Source organism: Methylocaldum sp. GT1BB (assembly GCF_051027545.1).
Lineage (GTDB): Bacteria > Pseudomonadota > Gammaproteobacteria > Methylococcales > Methylococcaceae > Methylocaldum.
Window position 1 is genome coordinate 490,314 of sequence record NZ_CP194902.1, and the last position, 18,801, is coordinate 509,114.

Annotated in this window: 18 protein-coding genes; 13 read left to right on the forward strand and 5 right to left on the reverse strand. The window is 61.8% G+C overall.

Annotation, left to right across the window (positions count from 1 at the left end; genetic code table 11):
* The first annotated feature begins 110 nt into the window (after positions 1 to 110).
* From ACR2TX_RS03460 to ACR2TX_RS03470, 3 genes are all read left to right on the forward strand, one after another.
* Positions 111 to 914: a VPLPA-CTERM sorting domain-containing protein gene (locus tag ACR2TX_RS03460; RefSeq protein ID WP_156880807.1), complete on the forward strand. Its 804-nt coding sequence runs from the start codon at positions 111 to 113 to the stop codon at positions 912 to 914.
* Complete coding sequence (locus tag ACR2TX_RS03465; RefSeq protein ID WP_434131234.1) at positions 911 to 2,584, forward strand: hypothetical protein; 1,674 nt, start codon at positions 911 to 913, stop codon at positions 2,582 to 2,584. The genes ACR2TX_RS03460 and ACR2TX_RS03465 overlap by 4 nt, the downstream gene beginning before the upstream one ends.
* 167 nt (positions 2,585 to 2,751) lie before the next feature.
* Positions 2,752 to 3,342: a hypothetical protein gene (locus ACR2TX_RS03470; protein WP_434110277.1), complete on the forward strand. Its 591-nt coding sequence runs from the start codon at positions 2,752 to 2,754 to the stop codon at positions 3,340 to 3,342.
* A gap of 560 nt (positions 3,343 to 3,902) precedes the next feature.
* On the opposite strand, the gene ACR2TX_RS03475 is transcribed toward ACR2TX_RS03470, so the two are convergent.
* Entirely contained in the window at positions 3,903 to 4,706 is an 804-nt protein-coding gene (locus ACR2TX_RS03475; RefSeq protein WP_434110279.1) for an SDR family oxidoreductase, read from the reverse strand.
* A gap of 119 nt (positions 4,707 to 4,825) precedes the next feature.
* On the opposite strand from ACR2TX_RS03475, the gene ACR2TX_RS03480 reads away from it, so the two are divergent.
* The 3 genes from ACR2TX_RS03480 to ACR2TX_RS03490 all read left to right on the forward strand — a co-directional run bounded on the left by ACR2TX_RS03480 (position 4,826) and on the right by ACR2TX_RS03490 (position 6,863).
* Entirely contained in the window at positions 4,826 to 5,794 is a 969-nt protein-coding gene (locus tag ACR2TX_RS03480; protein WP_156880804.1) for a LysR substrate-binding domain-containing protein, read from the forward strand.
* A gap of 77 nt (positions 5,795 to 5,871) precedes the next feature.
* Positions 5,872 to 6,399 carry a GNAT family N-acetyltransferase gene (locus ACR2TX_RS03485; protein ID WP_434110281.1) on the forward strand — a complete coding sequence of 176 codons (528 nt, stop codon included), beginning with the start codon at positions 5,872 to 5,874 and terminating at the stop codon, positions 6,397 to 6,399.
* Between the two features lie 32 nt (positions 6,400 to 6,431).
* Complete coding sequence (locus tag ACR2TX_RS03490) at positions 6,432 to 6,863, forward strand: hypothetical protein (protein WP_077732799.1); 432 nt, start codon at positions 6,432 to 6,434, stop codon at positions 6,861 to 6,863.
* A gap of 460 nt (positions 6,864 to 7,323) precedes the next feature.
* On the opposite strand, the gene ACR2TX_RS03495 is transcribed toward ACR2TX_RS03490, so the two are convergent.
* The 3 genes from ACR2TX_RS03495 to ACR2TX_RS03505 form a co-directional block, all read right to left on the reverse strand.
* Entirely contained in the window at positions 7,324 to 8,109 is a 786-nt protein-coding gene (locus tag ACR2TX_RS03495) for a methyltransferase domain-containing protein (RefSeq protein WP_347258852.1), read from the reverse strand.
* A gap of 412 nt (positions 8,110 to 8,521) precedes the next feature.
* Positions 8,522 to 9,412: a LysR substrate-binding domain-containing protein gene (locus ACR2TX_RS03500; protein ID WP_434110284.1), complete on the reverse strand. Its 891-nt coding sequence runs from the start codon at positions 9,410 to 9,412 to the stop codon at positions 8,522 to 8,524.
* 57 nt (positions 9,413 to 9,469) lie between these two features.
* Entirely contained in the window at positions 9,470 to 10,564 is a 1,095-nt protein-coding gene (locus ACR2TX_RS03505) for a DUF3047 domain-containing protein (RefSeq protein ID WP_347259229.1), read from the reverse strand.
* A gap of 143 nt (positions 10,565 to 10,707) precedes the next feature.
* Between ACR2TX_RS03505 and ACR2TX_RS03510 the strand changes: the two genes are divergently transcribed.
* Positions 10,708 to 11,511 carry a helix-turn-helix domain-containing protein gene (locus ACR2TX_RS03510; RefSeq protein ID WP_168183764.1) on the forward strand — a complete coding sequence of 268 codons (804 nt, stop codon included), beginning with the start codon at positions 10,708 to 10,710 and terminating at the stop codon, positions 11,509 to 11,511.
* Between the two features lie 262 nt (positions 11,512 to 11,773).
* On the opposite strand, the gene ACR2TX_RS03515 is transcribed toward ACR2TX_RS03510, so the two are convergent.
* Positions 11,774 to 13,204 carry a PLP-dependent aminotransferase family protein gene (locus tag ACR2TX_RS03515; protein WP_133717865.1) on the reverse strand — a complete coding sequence of 477 codons (1,431 nt, stop codon included), beginning with the start codon at positions 13,202 to 13,204 and terminating at the stop codon, positions 11,774 to 11,776.
* 128 nt (positions 13,205 to 13,332) lie between these two features.
* Between ACR2TX_RS03515 and ACR2TX_RS03520 the strand changes: the two genes are divergently transcribed.
* From ACR2TX_RS03520 to ACR2TX_RS03545, 6 genes are all read left to right on the forward strand, one after another.
* Positions 13,333 to 14,313: a DMT family transporter gene (locus tag ACR2TX_RS03520; RefSeq protein ID WP_347258675.1), complete on the forward strand. Its 981-nt coding sequence runs from the start codon at positions 13,333 to 13,335 to the stop codon at positions 14,311 to 14,313.
* Positions 14,300 to 14,893 carry a glutathione S-transferase family protein gene (locus ACR2TX_RS03525; RefSeq protein WP_434110287.1) on the forward strand — a complete coding sequence of 198 codons (594 nt, stop codon included), beginning with the start codon at positions 14,300 to 14,302 and terminating at the stop codon, positions 14,891 to 14,893. The genes ACR2TX_RS03520 and ACR2TX_RS03525 overlap by 14 nt, the downstream gene beginning before the upstream one ends.
* Positions 14,894 to 15,173: 280 nt before the next feature.
* Positions 15,174 to 15,983, forward strand: a complete 810-nt coding sequence (locus ACR2TX_RS03530; protein WP_434110289.1) for a PhzF family phenazine biosynthesis protein — start codon at positions 15,174 to 15,176, stop codon at positions 15,981 to 15,983.
* Complete coding sequence (locus ACR2TX_RS03535) at positions 15,980 to 17,179, forward strand: PLP-dependent aminotransferase family protein (RefSeq protein ID WP_434110291.1); 1,200 nt, start codon at positions 15,980 to 15,982, stop codon at positions 17,177 to 17,179. Before ACR2TX_RS03530 ends, ACR2TX_RS03535 begins: the two co-directional genes overlap by 4 nt.
* 30 nt (positions 17,180 to 17,209) lie before the next feature.
* Entirely contained in the window at positions 17,210 to 17,860 is a 651-nt protein-coding gene (locus ACR2TX_RS03540) for a glutathione S-transferase family protein (protein ID WP_434110293.1), read from the forward strand.
* Positions 17,857 to 18,777 carry an EamA family transporter gene (locus ACR2TX_RS03545; RefSeq protein ID WP_434110295.1) on the forward strand — a complete coding sequence of 307 codons (921 nt, stop codon included), beginning with the start codon at positions 17,857 to 17,859 and terminating at the stop codon, positions 18,775 to 18,777. The genes ACR2TX_RS03540 and ACR2TX_RS03545 overlap by 4 nt, the downstream gene beginning before the upstream one ends.
* Positions 18,778 to 18,801 lie beyond the last annotated feature (24 nt).

Here is an 18,801-nt window from a genome sequence, read left to right on the forward strand (position 1 = left end):
AGAGGCCGTCGACCCGGGCTGCCGAGCCGCCCGGGGGCCGTTTATCGCGTTTATCCGGCCAATCGGCCGGATAAACGCTCCCACCTTCGACCTGTTACGGACTTATCCTCATGACTACACGCCACCGACTCTCGCGATTCGGCAAAACTCTTGCACCCTGTTTGACATTTCTAGCCGCATGGTTGGCATTCCTTCCGGCAACGGCGACCGCCGCCACCGTTTCCGGCGGCGCATTGATCATGAACCTGGACCGGGATGCGCTGGCCGCCGCCGTCTCCTTGGACGCGACCGATGCGCCTTCCATATATCTGGAGGAATTTTTCGATGCACAAGCCGCGGCGGTGCGCAACAACGCGCAAATTTTGGAAGATCATATTGTGCCGGGCGTCGGCGAAATCCCGGCCACGGGTCTCGAATTCGCCGTCAACGGCGCTACCGTCGACGTCCCGGTCGGCCGGAGAACCAAGCCGACCACGTTGACGTTCGATCCGGGCGATTTCGCGGGCAGCGTCACCGGCGCGATCGGTCTTGGCGGCGTCAGCCGTTTCCGGATCGATACCGGATCGCCGAGCAACCGCATCGTCTCCGGAGACTACACGTTGGAATTCGATGCGGCCAACATCGATGCCGATACCGGCCAATCGGGCTGGACGCTCTATAACCATTATTCTTTCCGATCGGAATCCTTCAACTTGTTCAACGTGGCGATGGGGCTCGACCCGAATTCGTTCACCCTGTCGGGCGAACTCGGGGTCGGGCCGGGATGGGAGCATTTTGGCGGCACCGTGGGCGCGATCGTCGGCGATTTCAGTTTTCAAACCACCGTGGTACCGGTTCCGGCCGCGGTGTGGCTGTTCGTATCGGGTCTCGCCGGATTCGGCCTGTTCGGCAGATCCCGGAGTTACCGCGCATGATACGGTCCGGTTTACGCAATCCACATCCGGGACGGCATGCCGCGGTGTGGTCCGGATGGATACTGGCGTTCGCATGCGCCGACGCCGCAGCGACGCATTCCGCTTTTGGTCCTTACATCAGCATCCAGGTCAACGTCGACGCGGCCGGTCAAAACATTACCGGCGATGCGGCCAACGAGCCCACCATGGCCATCAATCCGCTGGACCCCGGCAACATCGTCATCGCCTGGCGTCAGTTCGACTCCGTGCAGTCCTCCTTTCGCCAAGGCGGCTGGGCGCATAGCCAGGATGGCGGTTCCAGCTGGACCTTTCCGGGATCGTTGACGCCGGGACAAGGCCGAAGCAATCCGGTCATCGATGTGGATGCTCAGGGGAACTTTTACTTTCAGAGTCTGCGTTTCGACGAGCAAGGCATCTATATCGAAGACATTCAAGTCATCAAGTCGACCGACGGCGGGCGCAGTTGGCAAGAACCGGTATTCGCCCACGGACGAGGCGGCGACAAAGGCCAGCTCGCGGTAGACCGTAGCGGCGGAATCGGCGATGGCCATGTCTACGTCAACTGGCGCGAAACCGGCGATGACTACTGTTTCACCCGTTCCATCGACGGCGGAGCGAGCTTCGAACTACCGGTGGGGATTCCCGGTAACCCGAGTTTCGGCACCATGGCGGTGGGGCCGGAAGGCGAGTTGTATATCGCCGGACGGCTCGAACCCAGTGAATGGGACGAAGAGACCCAGAATCGAAACCACTACCAGCACATTTTCTCGAAGTCCTTGGACGCGCGAGATCCGGATTCGACACCCACCTTTACGACGCAGATCCTGGATATCGGCGGTCCCGCGCCTTTATTCAATTTTCGAAACAATCCGAATCGGTACGGTCCCATAGGCGACGTTCAAGTCGACGTCGACCGATCCAACGGGCCGTTGCGCGGCAAGGTCTATGTGCTGGCGACGGTGGATCCGCCCGGCGAAGACAATCTGGACATCAAATTCGTCCGAAGCAGCGACGGCGGCGAGACCTGGTCGGCGCCGATCAGGGTCAACGACGACGAACCCAATAAAGATTCGTGGCAATGGTTCGGCATGATGGGGGTAGCTCCGAACTCGCGCATCGATGCCGTTTGGTACGACACGCGCGATAGCGGCAGCTATAACGTCTCGCGGTTGTATTACGCGTATTCATGGGACGGCGGCGCAACGTGGAGCAAAAACGTTCCGGTCAGCCAGCCTTTCGATACCACGATCGGCTATCCGCACGCTTCCCAAAAGATGGGGGACTATTCGACCCTGGTTTCCAGGAGGGACGGCGCAAGCGTTGCCTATACCGCAACCTTCAACGGCGAGCAGGACGTGTACTATCTGAACGTGTTTCCGGACTGCAACGAAAACGGCGTGTCGGACGTTCTGGATATCGAACAAGGCCGGGCCGGTGACGCCGATGCCGATCATATTCCCGATTCGTGCGAAACGACCCCGCTGGCCGGCGATCTGGACGGCGACGGGGATATCGATCGCCTGGATATCGACCTGATCCTCGCCGTGCGGAATCAATCCGCGTCCGGTCCGGACGATCCCCGCGATATCGACAAGAACGGTACGATCGACGCGCTCGATGCCCGCAAGCTGACCTTGTCGTGTACCCGTCCTCGGTGCGCAGCCGAGTGAGGCATGGATACCTCGCCCTATCCATCGACGGAAACTCGGAAAACCCGGTTTCTGCCCATGGTTCGCGTCGTCGACGAGCGATCGTTCGTCCTGAACTTGGCCAAGAACCGGATCGGAGTTTCCCGAAATCTTTCCCTCAAGGAACTCGTTAACAGGAAACTATCAAGATGCTCGACCGTTACTGTAAGCCTTTAATAGCTGCGCTGTTGCTGTCCGCATCGGGACTCGCCGAGTCCGCGATCACACTGGGGGTCATGCCGGTGGGCCGAACCGGGTGGTCGGTCGCGGTCGGCATCACGATATCCGGACTAGGCGCCGGCGAAGCGCCCTCGCTAGGCAGCTACGATCTGGATCTCAATTTCGATAGCAGCCATTTGGAATATGTCGGTACCAGTTTCGGCGATCCGGTGCTAGGGGACGAACTGGATGTTCTCGATTTCGGGGCAAACGTCACTTCGGTCGGGTCAAGCGGTAGCGGGGTGCTGAACCTGTTCGAACTGTCCTTTGATTCGCCGGAGGACTTGAATACCCTGCAGGCCGACAGTTTTACCCTGGCGGTAGTTAATTTTAATTTCCGGCAAGCCGGCAGCAGCCCATTGAGACTGGCCGTCAACGCACTCGGCGACGCGGACGGAAATGCGTTGGCGGCCAGTGTCTCGTCCACGACGGTTTCCCCGGTTCCGCTGCCTTCCGCGTTCTGGCTGATGGCCACCGGTTTGGCCGCGGTTTTTCGCGGCCGGGCGCGTACAACGAATTGATCGGCTCTCAGCACCGAAGATAGGTGTTTATTAACCCGGCCTATAAATATAGGTCGGGTTAATCCGGGGCAGGGATGCCCCGGCGCGGCGACAAGCCGCGTGAGCCCAGGCCGGGCGTGTACCGGCTTGGGCGGCGGCCCGAAATACCAGGAGGGTATTTACGGGCCTGATCAATAAAGGACCGCACGGTTTGTTTCCGAGCCAGCCGGGCAACCCTGAATCTGCGCGCCCGCCGGTAGCCGAATCGGCACCGGGCGTCACAGTTGGACCTGGAGAGCAGGCTGGACAAGAACTACCGGGAACCCGGCTCCGGAGCGGATGCGCGGGGCATGAATCCCGTAGCCGGCGTGCGCCTGGAACTATGAACGGCCGGCCTGACGGCGAGAACGCCGGAATTCCCCACCCAAAGGCGGATAGGAAAATCCGGCATCCTCGCAACCGGTTTCGCCGGAAGCGCATCCGCAGCCCGCGAGATTGTTTCCCCGTACGATTTCTCGGCGACGCTCCGCCATACCGAGTTCGCTCGGCTCACGCCGGAGAAACGAATAGCAGGGCTATGGTCACCAGCCGAGCTGCAGCTCGGGCGGATGTCCGGCGTCCATCAGGGACGCGCCGCCGTCGGCGAAGAGTACCTGGCCGGTAATCCAGCCGGCATCCTCCGAGCAGAGAAGGGCCACGGCATTGCCGATGTCGGCCGGCGTGCCGAGCCGGCCCATGGGAGTCCAGCCGCGGGTATGCCAGCGCCGGATGGCGCCCTGTGCCGGTTCGGGCAGGCTGTTCAGCACGCTGTCCTCGATCCAGCCGGGACTGACCGCATTCACCGTGATGCCTCGCTTGGCCAAAGCCACGGCAAAGTAGCGGACGAGCGACTCCAGCGCCGCCTTGGCCGAACCCATGGCAACCCAGGGTTGCAGGCTCCCTGTGCGGCCACCGGGCGAGTGGGTTATGGCGACGATTCGGCCGCCGTCGCGCATGAGCTGCACTGCCTGCCGCACTGCGACGAGAAAGGCTTTGACCTGGGAATCGAAGGCCGAATCCCACTGTACGGGAGTGATTTCGAGGGGCGGATAGAAGAATTCGGCGGCTTCGGGCCGGGCGTTGGCTACAAATATGTCGAGCCCCTCGAATCGCTCGCCGACTTCATCGAACATCCGGGCGATTTCGGCCGGGTTCGAAATGTCCGCCTGGACGATGAATCCGTCCGCGCCGCGCCGGCGCACTTCGGCCAGGGTGTCGTCGGCAGCCTCCCGGTTGCGGTAATAATGAATGGCGACATCGGCGCCCTGAGCGGCGAGTTTGAGAGCGATACCCTTCCCGATGCCACGGGAACTGCCCGTAATCAGGGCTTTTTTGCGATAAGACATGGTGACCTCCGAACGATAGAGACTGCGGGTCGCTCTAAAAGCACTGTTTAGAGCTCTTAGAGCTTTCCGCCGCGGTTTGAATTCTGAGGATCGTTTTTCTATTATTCAAATCGATTGTTATGATTGAAAACATCAACGAAATCGATTTTAGAAAGGCGGACCTGAACCTGCTGCCGGTATTCAGCGCTCTCCTGAAGGAACGGAGCGTGACGCGGGCGGCCGGCCGCCTATATCTCGGCCAGCCTGCGGTGAGCGCGGCGCTGATGAGACTACGGGAAATGTTCAAGGACGAGCTTTTCCTGAGAACGGCGAAAGGCATGGAGCCGACTGCCAGGGCCTTGGAACTTGCGGAACAGCTCGGTCCGGCGCTCGAAATCATCCATCGGGAAATGTACGGGACTCCGCGCTTCGATCCGGCCACCGCCGAGCGCAGCTTCCGCCTCGGCATGCCGGATAGCATCGAGGTGGCGCTCTCCCCGAGCCTGATCGAGCGCATCCAGCGCGAGGCGCCCGGTGTGCGTGTCGCGATCCGTCTCGCGGGGCATGAACAGGGAGCGAAACTACTGGACAACCAGGAAATAGACCTCGGCGTCTCGCGATTCACGGACGTGGCGAGCTGGCACCGCCAGGAGAACCTTTACCGGGAAGGCTATGTGTGCCTGTTCGACGGCGCGCGGCTGGGCATACCCTCGCCCATCGGCCTGGAAGACTATCTCGCCCTGCCCCATCTCCTGATGTCCTTCTCCGGAGGCTTCGAAGGCGTCGTGGACGAAGCGCTCGCGCGCCGAAATTTGCGACGGCGGGTTTTACTTTCAACCACGCGCTTCTCCGCCCTGCCCTTCATCCTCAAGGAGGCCGACGCCATCGCCACCCTGCCGGCGTCCATGGCGCGGCGCTGCGCAGAAGCGTTCAAGCTCACCCTGAGCCCCGCGCCGATCGAGATCGAGACCTTCACGGTTTCGATGCTCTGGCACGCCCGCCACGACCGGGACCCCGGCCACATCTGGCTGCGCGAGGCGGTGAAAAGCATCGTGCGGGTCGAGGCGAATCCGTCGATAGACGACACCCATCGAGTTCAGGGCACGTAAAGCCGGTTTGAGAGCCAACACCGACGCTCCCCTATGCAGTGAATAGATATTGTTGGTTTTTACCCAGGAGAAAACCCATGCGGACCGAATTCGAGCATGGCGTGATCCGCGATTGGTCGGAGCACGACAAGGCCGATCTCGTGGCGCTCGCCAATAATCGCAAGATATGGCGGAATCTGACCGACCGATTCCCCCATCCCTACACGGAAAGAGACGCGAACTGGTGGATAGCTCATGTCGCCGGGATGCCCGTCCGCACCTCATGGGCCATCGAAGTGGACAGCCGCGCCATCGGCGGAATCGGCATCGACCCGCGGGAGGGCATTTATGCCAAATCCGCCGAATTCGGCTATTGGCTCGGCGAGCCGTATTGGGGACGGGGGATTGCTACGGCCGCGGCCCGCGCGCTCGTGCCGGAAATTATGTCGCGATTCGGCCTGATTCGCCTGGAAGCCCGCGTGTTTGCGTGGAATCCGGCCTCCATGCGGGTGCTGGAGAAAGCCGAGTTCAAACGGGAAGGGGTAATGCGGCGTGCCGCCTTCAAGGACGGCGTCCTTATCGACCAGGTCCTCTACGCCTATGTCGAGGAAAACATCGACGTATAATCGGCCTGCCGTTTCCTTCTCCCGAATCCATCATGCTCAAACCGAACCAAGACATGAACCTGAACCCAAGACGTCTTCTTCTCGCGACCGCCGCCATCTTCGTATTCGCATTGCTCTGGAACGGTCTGGTCCACATGGTGATTCTCCGCGACGCCGATGCCGCGTTGGCCGGTATCGCCAGGCCGGAGGCGGAAAGGAGCTTGTGGCTGTCGCTGCTGCTCACGGCCGGCATCGCATTGCTCTTCGTCCTGAGCTACATTCGCTGCGCACGGAACGGCGGCATCAAGGAAGGGCTGGTTCACGGCCTGTCCTTCGCCGTTCTCGCCGGACTCTTGGTGGATCTCAATCAATACCTGCTGTACCCCATTCCGGGAAGCCTGGCGGCACAATGGTTTCTGTTCGGCGTGGTCGAGTTCGCCGTTTATGGGATTCTGGCCGGCTGGCTTTACCCGAAAACATCGTAGGCTGCCCACGGGTTTCCTCACTTCCGAAGCGTCTGGCCGCCAGCTCCAGCTTCATGGGTATACAAATCACCCCTGAAACGTCGACCGCTGCGGATTGCCCATTCATCCATCGATTCGAGCAAACGGCCCGCCGCCTCTTCGGACAGCTCATGCGCGATGAACCTGCCGGTAAGAGCATTTTCATACCTACTGTACGGGAACTCGCGAGTAGGTCGGGAATCCCTTCCCGACGGTGAAGTTGGGCTAACGGGTTCGTCGGCAAAGGATTGCCGACCTACGAATGCTTGAAGCAATTCACCCGAGCCGAAGGCGCCAACGACTTCCGCCAAGCCTGTTTTGCCGTACGAGCGAGATGAAAACGCTCAAGCTCGCGAAGAAGTGCGCTGAGCTGATAAACGGCGCATCCTTCAGAGTCGCAGCTCTAATTTCCATCTACCTTTGCCCTTCAGCCAAAAGCGGCTCATTTTTTCGCTTCCACCTGGAGCCGCACCATGGCGACATGGACCCGTCCCGCGGTGTCGGGAGGATTTCCGGCCAGGTAGCGCTCGGCGACAGCGTCGATGAAGAGCCCCCGCCGCTCCGCCGGGACTCTCGACGTGTAGGGATGCCAGGCGGTGCGCAGCCAACCGATGAAGGCTTGGCGGCCGGCATGCACCATGTCCTTGTCGGTCAGCCGGACCCGCTCGGCGTCGAGCCCCGCCTCCCCTAGCCAGCGGCGATAGCTCTCCGCATCGTGGAAACCGAAGGTCGATTCGAAGTTCTCGAAATTCTCCCGCCACACGGGACCGTCCGCCACGGCCTCGAACGCCGCGATCAGCGCGGCGGCAGAGCCCCGGCCGCCCATCTCCATCCGGCAGCGGCCGCCCGGCTTCAGCGCACGGGCGATGCCGGCCAATACCGGCTCATGATCCCGGACCCAGTGCAAAGCGGCATTGGAATAGACCACGGTGAATTCCTCGTCGAAAGGCAGCGTCCGGGCATCCGCCTGCCGGAACTCGAGGTTAGGGTAATCCGACGCCGGAAACCGTCTTGCTGCATAGCCGATCATGTCTTCCGAAAGATCGACGCCGACCACGCCGCCGAACGGCACCCGCTGCGCCAGTTCCGCCGTGATTCGGCCGTCGCCGCAGCCGATGTCCAGCACCCGGTCGTCCGGGCGCAGGTTCAGGCCGCTCAACAGTTCGCGCGCCCAAGCTTCCTGACCGGCCGAATGGCGGGCATAGTCTTCCGGGTTCCAGCGATACATCGTTTTTCTCCTCGTAATGAACAGGTGTGAGCAAGAATGCCGAAAGAACGCATGGAGGAAAAACGATGTTTGGCGATGTCGCCATCGCGTCTCGCGATGGCCCGAATCAAACCGCCCCGCCGGCGAGATGATCCGGTCGCGGATACCGCCTTGGAAATCAAGCCGCGGGCCGAGCGGCCTAATGTCGCGAAGGGATTCGCGACCTAGAGCGACACGGTCGTAGATCGGCAACCCTTTGCCGACTGAGCTGTGTCGGAAAGGAATTTCCGACCTATGGCAGCTGTGGCGCCGCACAGAACCGTAGATGCCACAGCGGCACGATCGTAGGTCGGCAATCCTTTGCCGACTGAGCTGTGTCCGAAAGGAATTTCCGACCTGCGGCAGCCGGCCGCCCCATAGGACCGTGGATGCTCTAAGCCGCTCCTCCGGCGAGATGATCCAACAACAGCCGCGCCGCCCCTGACAACCCCTCCAGCGAACGGACGCAGAGATGAAGCCGGCGCTTTGCCCAGTCATCGTTCAAAACGACCGGCACCAGTCCCAGCGATGCGGTATAAGGCGTCGTGGCGGCCCGCGGCACCACGCCGATGCCGAGCCCCGCCGCCACCATGGCGCAGACGGCGTCGAAGCTGGTAACCCGTATCTTGAGATTGAGCGGCCGGCCCGCATCGGCGGCGGCGCGGAGTAGCCGGTAGTGCAGCGAGCTGTCGCTGTGGAGCCCGACGAAATCCGAGTCCAGCGTCTCGCAAAAATCGACGCGCTCGCGCGAAGCCAGCGGATGGTCCGGCTGAACGATCAAGACCAGTTCGTCTTCGCGGAACGGAATCATCATGAGCCCGTCCTCGGCGGCTATCTCGCTCACGATGCCCAAATCGGCAAGATTGTCGGCTACGGCCCGGACGACGACGCCGCTCACGTGCTCTTCCAGGTGTACCTGAATCTCCGGATGGGCCGACAGAAACGAGGCGAGCGCCGAAGGCAGGAATTCCACGATGGCCGAGATGTTGGCGAATACCCGCACCTGCCCTCGAACTCCCGCCGAATAGCCGCGCAGCTCCCGGTCCAGTTGCCCGGCCTGATGCAGGACGGCGCGGGCGCGTACGAGCAATGCAAGGCCGGCCGGCGTCGGCGCGACGCCCTTGCTGCTCCGCACCAGCAGCGCCGTACCGTACCCCGCTTCGAGATCCGACAGCCGCTTGCTGACGGCCGAAGCGACCGTATGACAGTGCTCGGCCGCCTTGGCAATGCTGCCGGCCTCGGCCACGGCGACAAACAGTTCGAGATCGCGTAAATCGAAATGCATGGATTGGTCCCGTCAACGATAACGCCGTTGCGTTAAGCCGCCACGACGCAGCCGGGCTTATTGTATCGACGTCACCCCTTCCCTCGTCACGAACTCGATGCCGGAATACCGGCATTCTCCTTCCCGCCCCTGAAAGAAGCTCACTGCGATCAGCCACACCCGCACGATGCGAGCCGGCGGCGGGCCGCCGATGAAGTCCAGGTAATCGCGGTGGACATCGCGCTCCTCGTTGAACCAATCGCCCAGACCCTCGCGGCCGGAACGGATCGCCACATGGGTTTCGCGCGCGGTCCAGGTGGGAATCGGGCAGCGGTAGGCGGTGCCCACGGGCAGCTCGGCGCTCCAGTAATAGGTGATGTCCTGGCCGTTGTCGAATTCCACGGCGATGCTCATGTAATCGTGGGTCGCGAGCGTGTCCTCGCGCACCTCCGAGGGCAGGCGATCCATGCGCCAGGCCCAGCGCAAGCGCGTGTTCGGCTCGAATGGCAGGGAAACGTCCTTCTGCAACAAACCCACATCGCGATGGGTGTGGCAGCAGATGGCCGGTTCCTTTTCCGGAGTCCGGCAGGATCGGTAGATTTCCGCAGGCCCCACGAACCACAGATAGTTCCAACCTGGCGGCGGGACGACCGGATCGGTCAAACGGTCGATTTCGGACGCGACTAGGCCGTCCACGTCGCCGAGCGCCGCCAGCCTTTTCAGCCCTTCGATCGGTTCGACCCGCCAGCGTACGATCAAGGCCGCCAGGCAACCGCTCGCCTGCTCGTAGACTTCGTCCGGCGTCGCCAACTCGCCGGTTCGGGTGGCCCATTCGCCGGGAAAATAGCTGGCGAGATACAGCCGATCCGGCTTTTCTACGGCGAAGGTATTGCTCGCTCGGGTGCCGCGGAAGATTTCGCCGTCCGGACCGATTCGGCACCATAGCTGGAAATCGGCGCCGAACCAGAGATCGGTGCCCTTGAGGCAGGTCTTGCCCACGGCAAAGGTGGTCACCCGCTCGCCCGCGGACAAGTCGATGCCGGTATCCAGCCAGGGTTTTCGATCCGAGGGAATATCGATGAAGGCGTAATCGATCATATTGTCCTTTGAGAGCTGGCTCAGCAAAGCCTCGAAACGCGATTGAAATTCCGTGCGTGTCAATGTGTCGTTCATGGAAATCCTCCCGGAAAAGTTCTGGAAAACGCCGGTTCCGGTTCATTATGATGGACGGCGTATCACTATGGATTGCCGAGCCGCCAGACCGTCTCCGCCTATGGCCGGCGCTCGGGATTGTACTCACGTCTCGCCGACAGGACTTGCATAAACTGGCTATGCGCGCGCTTTATCCCGGGACTTCGCAGCTTTACATGGGACACGGACGGGTACTCTATTGCGGTCCGATCCAGCATCTGGAAACCCACGTCTATGGCGCCAACGTGCTGCACGTGGGCATCTATCGCCCGTTTCGGATCAGGCTGGCAGACGGCGAATGGCGGAGTTGCCGTTGCGCGGTGGTGCCCGCGGGGATTCGGCATGCCCTGGATATGGCCGGCGGCGTGCACGGAAAGCTGTTCGTGGAGCGAAACGGCCCCGACGCGACAGGATTCCGGAAGCGTTTTCCGTATTCGGAAACGACAGTAAGGTTTTTCGAGGATGCGGAAACGATCGAATGCTTTCGCTGGGTCCACGAGGAAGACCCGAACCGTATCGCCGTCGAACAGCGCCTGGATCGGCTGCTGAATACCCGCGATCAGCCGCCGATCGAGTTGGATGAACGCATTCGGCAGGTCATCGAGCGAATTTGCCGCGAGCCGGACCGGAATTTCTCGCAAGAGGAGTTGGCGAAGCTGGTCGACCTTTCACCCTCCCGCTTCCTTCATCTGTTCCGCCAGTGCACCGGCCTGCCTTACCGTCGATTCCGTCTGTGGAAGCGGATGGTGTCGGCCTTGGAACTGCTGCATGCCAGCGACACTCTGACCCGCGCCGCGCTGGACGCGGGTTTCGCCGACGCGACGCATTTCAGCCACAGCTTTCGCGATACCTTCGGCGTGAACCCCGCGCCCGTTTTCAGGAATATCGGCCGCTTCGAAGTGAGCCCCGAAATGGTGGATAAACGATAAGCGTCTTCGTCGGCAAGGGATTGCCGACCTACAACCGTGTCGCCCCGTAGGTCGGGAATCCTTTCCCGACGCCACCTGCCGACCGAGCGTCTTCGTCGGCAAAGGGTTGCCGACCTACAACCGTGCCGCCCGGTAGGTCGGGAATCCTTTCCCGACGCCGCATCCCGACCGAGCGTCTTCGTCGGCAAAGGGTTGCCAACCTACGAAGGTTTGAGTCGATCTATCCTGACTGTAGGCGCCAACGACTTCCGCCGGGCACGTTTCAGTCGTCGAAATCCGTTCCGGAATCCCGGCCGGCAAGCCCCTCATCCAGAAACCGGAAAATGGCCGGATTCCCGCAACCCGCGGCATTGAAGCGCAGCCAGGGCGAGGCTTCCTGCTGAGGTCTGAACAGAGCGCCCGGTGCCAGCATGATGCCCTGCTTGGCCGCCGCCGCGGCCAGCGACGTGGCATTCTCGGACGCATCGCGGCGAGCCCAGATGAACAGTCCGTCCTCCGCGTCCTGGTAAATTTCCAGCCCGCTGCTTTCGAGGTTTCTGACCGCCTCGCCGCGCGCCTTGCGGAGGCGTGAGCGCAGTTTTTCCAGGTGTTTCCGGTAATAGCCGTCGGTAAGGAGTTCGTAGACCAGCCGCTCGTCGATTTCCGAGGTGGTCAGGCTGGTCAGGAGCTTGAGATCGGTGAGACTCTCGGCGATTTCGTACTTGCAGGCCAGAAAACCGACCCGGAGACTTGCGGAAACGGTTTTCGAAAAACTGCTGACGAACAGCACCCGCTCCAGCTGGTCGAGCGTCGCAAGGCGCGTCGCCTGTCCGGTCAACAAATCGCCGTAGATATCGTCCTCCACGATCATCAGATCGTAGCGCTCGGCCAGTTGCAAAACCCGGTAGGCCACCGCCTGGGTAATGCTGACGCCGGTCGGGTTGTGGAGCAGCGTGTTGGTGAAAAACACCTTGGGCCGGTGCTCCTCGATGAGGCTTTCCATCGCGGCGGTATCCGGCCCCTGAGTAGTCCAGGGTACGCCGACCAGCCGCGCCCCCGAAAGCTTCAGGTAACCGAACAGGGTGTAATAGCCGGGATCGTCCACCAGCACGGCGTCGCCCGGTTTGACGAACAGCCGGCTGATCAGGTCCAGGGCATGAGTGGCCCCGCGGGTGGTGACGATCTGCCGGGGAGAGCAGCCGATGCCCTGATCGTCGAGCCGCCGCGCCAGCAGGGACCGCAGCGGTTCGTAGCCGGCCGGCAGACCGTATCCGGTCAGATAGGTGCCGCTCTTGCGGGCGAGGGTGCGGAGGCTGCGCTGAATGCCCTCGCCGTCCATCCATTCGCCGGGCAGCCAGCCGGCGCCGGGCATGGCGATGTGCGGCTGTTCCTGCAAGGCGTTGCGGAGCAGCCAGAGCACGTCCATGGCCCGCTCGAGCCGGCAGGACTGATTCACCGCAGCGCCGGATTCCGAGCGTTGAGCCACGTAAAAACCCGACCCCTGCCGGGATTTCAGATAGCCCATCGCCACCAGCCGGTCGAAGGCCTGGACCACGGTGAACTTGCTGACCCGGTGCTCGTTCGCGAAATGCCGGATCGACGGCAGGCGCGCGCCGGGCCGCAAGGCGCGCTCGTCGACGCGCTGCTTGATGCCCGCCACGATCTGTTCGATCAAGGGCCGGCTGTCGTGGGGATCGAGGTTGAGGGAATTCATGATTGTTATGGCTCCGCGACCGGTACAGGATGGCCGAACGGATCGTCAACTGTATCTGTATTGTCCGCCGGCGGCAATTTATTGTACGGCCACCACGCTACGAAAACACGCTCGGGGAATCGGTTGTCATGCAGTCGAACACGTCGAAGATACGCCGGGGTTGGCTTCTCGCTATTTTGGGAATTGCCGGCTTCAGTCTGACCTTGCCCGCAACGCGCGTCGCCGTCCTGCATCTCGATCCCTGGTTCGTTGCCTTTGGACGCGGCGTGCTTGCGTCTGGACTGGCGGCAATCGCTTTGCTGGTCACCCGGCAACCTTGGCCGAAGCGTCATCAGCTTCGAGGCTTAGCCTTGGTCGCATTGGGGGTCATCATCGGCTTCCCGGTGCTTTCGGCCTGGGCCATGCGCGAACTGCCGGCGTCCCACGGCGGCATCGCGCTTTCGGTCACGCCCTTGGCCACGGCCTGTTTCGGCGCGTGGTTGGCGGGCGAGCGGCTGCCCGGACGCTTTTGGATCGCGGCGCTGATCGGTGCGGCCGCGGTGTTCGCGTTCGCCTTCGAAGCCGGGGGCGGCAGCCTTCGCTCGGGCGATCTCTGGCTGTTCGTGGCGTCTTTGCTGGCCGCGCTCGGTTATGCCGAGGGCGCCAGGCTGACCCGCATTCTGGGGGGCTGGCAGGTGATCAGCTGGGCCCTGGTGCTGTCGGTGCCTTGGTTGCTGGGACCGCTGTGCTGGATCATGGCGCATACCGATCTCTCGGCGCCGTTCGACGCTTGGGCCGGGTTCGCTTATGTCGCCGTGGTCAGCCAGTTCCTGGCATTCATATTGTGGTATCGCGGTCTGGCCGTGGGCGGTATCGCAAAGATCGGCCAGATACAACTGCTGCAGCCATTCCTGACCTTGGGCGCCTCCGCGTTATGGCTGGGGGAGGCGTTGAGCGGTTCGCTGCTCGGCGTGGCTGCCGTCGTAGTGACAAGCCTTTGGGTCAGTCAGCACTCTCCGATGCGGCAGTCGGCGGAAATCAAGCGCGAAGGCCGCCGAATTCGCCATTCAATGACATTACGGACCGAGAAAAATCAAATCTTAATGAGGAACGATCATGAAGCTTTATGACATGGAATTATCGGGTAACTGCTACAAGATAAGGCTGTTTTGTTCATTGTCAGGGGTGAACTACGAATCCATACCCGTCGACCTGATGAAGGGGGAACACAAGCAGGCGGCCTTCCTGGCCTTAAATCCGCGCGGCCAGGTTCCGGTGCTGGACGATGCCGGCACCGTCGTATGGGACTCCATGGCGATTCTGGTGTACCTGGCCAGAAAATACGGGGGCGAACGGTGGCTCCCTACCGAGGCGGAAACGATGGCCAGGGTCATGCAGTGGCTGGCCTTGTCGGAAAACGAAATCCTGTACGGGCTTGCACGGGCTCGGGCGGTAACCAAATTCAACCGTCCCTGGGATCTGGCGCAATGCCAGGATCTGGGAAGATCCGGATTGGGCGTCATGGAGAATCATCTCGAAAAAAATCGATGGCTCGCCGCCGACCACCCAACCATAGCGGATATCGCCTGTTATCCGTACGTCGCTCTCGCTCCGGAAGGCGGCGTCGTACTGGACGAATTTCCACACATCGGGCAATGGATCGCACGCATCCGGTCCTTGCCCGGTTACGTGGGCATGTCCGGTCTCTGATAGTCCATTCGGCATTTGAATGAACATTTATTGTGGTGGCTTAGCGGAACGTAACCCACCGACTCAAGGTGGCTTGGTCGAGCCGTTACGCCGGGAAAGGATTCCCGGCCTACTAAACCAACATTTTTCGGTTTGGCGTAGCGCACGAAGTAGGTCGGCAATCCTTTGCCGACGCAGCCCGTCGGCGGGAGCTCTGTCGGCAAAGGATTGCCGACCCACGCATCTCCGATGCTCGCCGCCAAGCCGCAATAAAAAACGCTCTAGGAAGGTAAAAAAATCCATGCGTATTCCCATCTATCAGATCGATGCATTCACCGATCGCCTGTTCGGCGGCAACCCGGCCGCCGTGTGCGTGCTCGGTCGCTGGCTCGACGATTCCGCGCTGCAATCGATTGCCGCGGAAAACAATCTTTCCGAGACCGTTTTCCTGGTCGGCGGGAACGGGCGTTACAGCTTGCGCTGGTTCACGCCCACGGTCGAGGTGGACCTGTGCGGCCACGCGACTCTGGCCGCGGCCCATGTGGTGTTCCGGGAAATGGAGCCGGCCTTGCGGGAAGTGATCTTCGACAGCCGCAGCGGCGAGCTCCGGGTTCGCCGCGAGAACGAGTTCATGACGCTGGATTTTCCGGCGAGTCACGGCATGATTTGCGATTGCCCGGACCTCCTGGCCGAAGGGTTGGGACGCAATCCCCTGGAAGTCCTGCGCGGCGCCATGTACCTTTGCGTTTTTGCCGACGAAGAGGACATACGCTCCTTGCAGCCCGACTTCTCGGCTTTGGCCAAGCTCGACCTCATGGGCGTCATCGTCACGGCGCCGGGCCGCTCGGTGGATTTCGTTTCGCGCATGTTCGCACCCAAGGTCGGCATTCCGGAAGATCCGGTGACCGGCGCGGCCCACTGCCTGCTGACGACCTACTGGGCGGAGCGCACCGGGAAAACCCGCTTCTCCGCGAGACAACTGTCCAGCCGGGGCGGCGAACTGGAATGCGAACTGCGGGGGGAACGCGTTCTCATCTCGGGCCGGGCCGTAAAATACCTGCAAGGCGAAATACTGCTTCAATCCTTTACCGAGGAATCAACGATCCCATGACGCTTCGATTGTCCCGCCGTGCCGAGCGGCTCACCAGTTCCCTGATCCGCGACATCCTGCAAGTCACCCAGCGGCCCGGCGTGATTTCCTTCGCCGGCGGATTGCCCGCGGACGAACTGATGCCGTCCCTGGATTTCGAAGGCCTCGCCGACGACTACCGCCAGTACGGCCCCAGCGAAGGCGAACCTGCCTTGCGGAGCCTGATCGCGCAGAACCTGTCCACATTGGGGGTGGATTGCAACGCGGATCGGGTGCTGGTGACATCCGGCTCGCAGCAGGGCATCGACCTGGTCGGGAAGCTGTTCGTCGACGAAGGCTCGCAGGTCTTGCTGGAAGCGCCCACCTATCTCGCCACGATCCAGGCGCTCGGCGTGTACGGCGCGGAATTCGAAGGACTTCCGCTGTCCGCCGACGGCGTCGATCCGGATACGTTGCGCCTGGCCATAGACCGTCGCCGACCGGCTTTCGTCTATTTGATCCCGACTTTCCAGAACCCTTCCGGGTATTGCTACTCGGACGAAGTCCGGCGCGCGGTAGCCCAGGTTCTGGACGAAACCGGCGTGCCCCTGATCGAAGACGATCCGTACCGGGACCTGGTCTACCAGACGGTCGACCGTACCCCGATCTGCGCCTATCTGGAACGGGCGCCCTGGGTTTATCTCGGGAGCTTTTCCAAGATCACCGCGCCGGGCCTCAGGGTGGGCTATCTCGCTTCGTCGCCGGAACTCTTCTCCGGACTGGTGCGGCTGAAGCAGTCGAGCGATCTGCATACCAACCGCATCGGCCAGGCCTGGCTCACGCGGTTTCTGAGCTCGGCCGGGTTCGACGAACACATGGCGCGGATGATCCGGGTCTACGGGGAACGGCGCGACGCCATGCAGGCCGCCCTCCTGCGCCATTTCGAGGGGCTCGCCGAGTGGCGGGCGCCTGCCGGCGGCCTGTTCTTCTGGCTGCGTCTGACCCGCGAGTGCGATACCCTGGCGGCGCTCCAGGCGGCCCTCACGCGCGACGTGGCGTTCATGCCGGGCGAACCGTTCTTTCCCGCAAGAGACCAGCGTTACCCGGCCTTGCGCCTGAACTTTAGCCATGCGGCTCCGGAAAACATCGAGCGGGGCATCGGCCTGATCGCGGAAATTCTGGGGGAAATCACCGACCGCGGTGGAAACCGCACGAACAGCCCGTCCTTGTCCATCTGAACTTTTTTCATCGAAAAGGAGTTGTCTCTCATGAATCTGACCCTGGTCATCGGCAACAAGAATTATTCCTCCTGGTCGCTGCGCCCCTGGCTGTTTCTGAAACACCACGGCATTCCCTTCGAAGAGGTCCGGATTCCCCTCTATCGAGAAGACACGGCAAGCCGCATCACCGCCTATTCGCCGTCCGGAAAAGTGCCCGTACTGGTGAACGATGGGGTTACTGTCTGGGATTCCCTGGCCATACTCGAATATCTGGCCGAAAGATTCCCGAAGACCGGCGGATGGCCTGAAGCTCTTTCCGACCGGGCAAAGGCCCGCTCGCTCGCGGCGGAAATGCACGCGGGCTTTCAGGCCTTGCGCATACATTGCAGCATGAACTGCCGGCGACAACCGGTTGCCAAGGAATTGCCCGAGGACGCTCAAAAGGACGTCGCCCGAATCGGGCAAATCTGGCAGGACTGCCGGGAGCGGCACGCGAATGACGGTCCTTGGCTGTTCGGCCGCTTCACCGTCCTCGATGCCATGTACGCACCGGTGGCCTTGCGTTTTTGGACCTATCGGCTCGATGCAGGTCCCGTGGCGCAGGACTACGTGAATACGGTGCTCGGCCATCCTGCCATGGTTGAATGGATCGAGGCCGGCAAATCGGAAACCGAGGTCATCCAGGCGTTCGAGGAATGAAAACGAGGATTTGGCTAGCGTTGCTGGCGGTTTATTTCGTTTGGGGCTCGACCTATCTGGTGATCCGCTTCGCGGTGGAAACGCTTCCGCCGTTTCTGTCGGGCGGGCTCCGCTTCCTCGTTTCAGGCGTGATCTTGCTGATCTGGCGACGCGCGGCCGGAGATGCCATGCCGACCCTTCGCCAATGGCGATCGGCAGCCATCGTCGGCACCTTGCTCCTCCTCGGCGGCAACGGGCTGGTCTCATGGGCCGAGCAGACCGTTCCATCGGGCATTGCAGCGCTGATTATCGGCGCGGTGCCGATGTTCATGGTGATCGCCGACGCGCTCAGGCCGAACGGCGTCAGACCGACGGCCCGAGTGATCGCCGGGCTGGCCATCGGCTTCACCGGGATTTACTTGCTGGTCGGCCCGTCGGAATTCTCGGACGACCTGCATTTGGACGCTCTCGGCGTGGCGGCGCTCCTGATCGCCGGATTTCTATGGGCACTCGGCTCGATCTGCGGCAAAACCATGAATCTGCCGAAGTCCGCCTTGATGACGACGGGCGCGGAAATGCTGGCCGGCGGTTGCGCCCTAATGGCCGCGAGCGCCATGAACGGCGAATTGAAGGGATTCAGCTTTTCGGAGGTTTCCACCGACTCGTGGCTGGCATTGGCATATCTCATCGCCTTCGGGTCTATGATCGGTTTCGTCGCGTACGCCTGGCTCTTGCAAAACGCGCCGATTCCGCTGGTGGCGACCTACGCCTACGTCAATCCGCTGGTGGCGGTGTTCCTCGGCAACTGGTTCGCGCAGGAACCGCTGACCCCGCGCATCCTGTCGGCATCGGCGATCATCATCGGATCGGTGGTGTTCATCAATAGCACCGGCCGGTCGAGAGCCCGCAAGGAAGCGGTGGTCGCGGTGAACGAATAATCCTCTTTCCCCGTATTCCGCTGC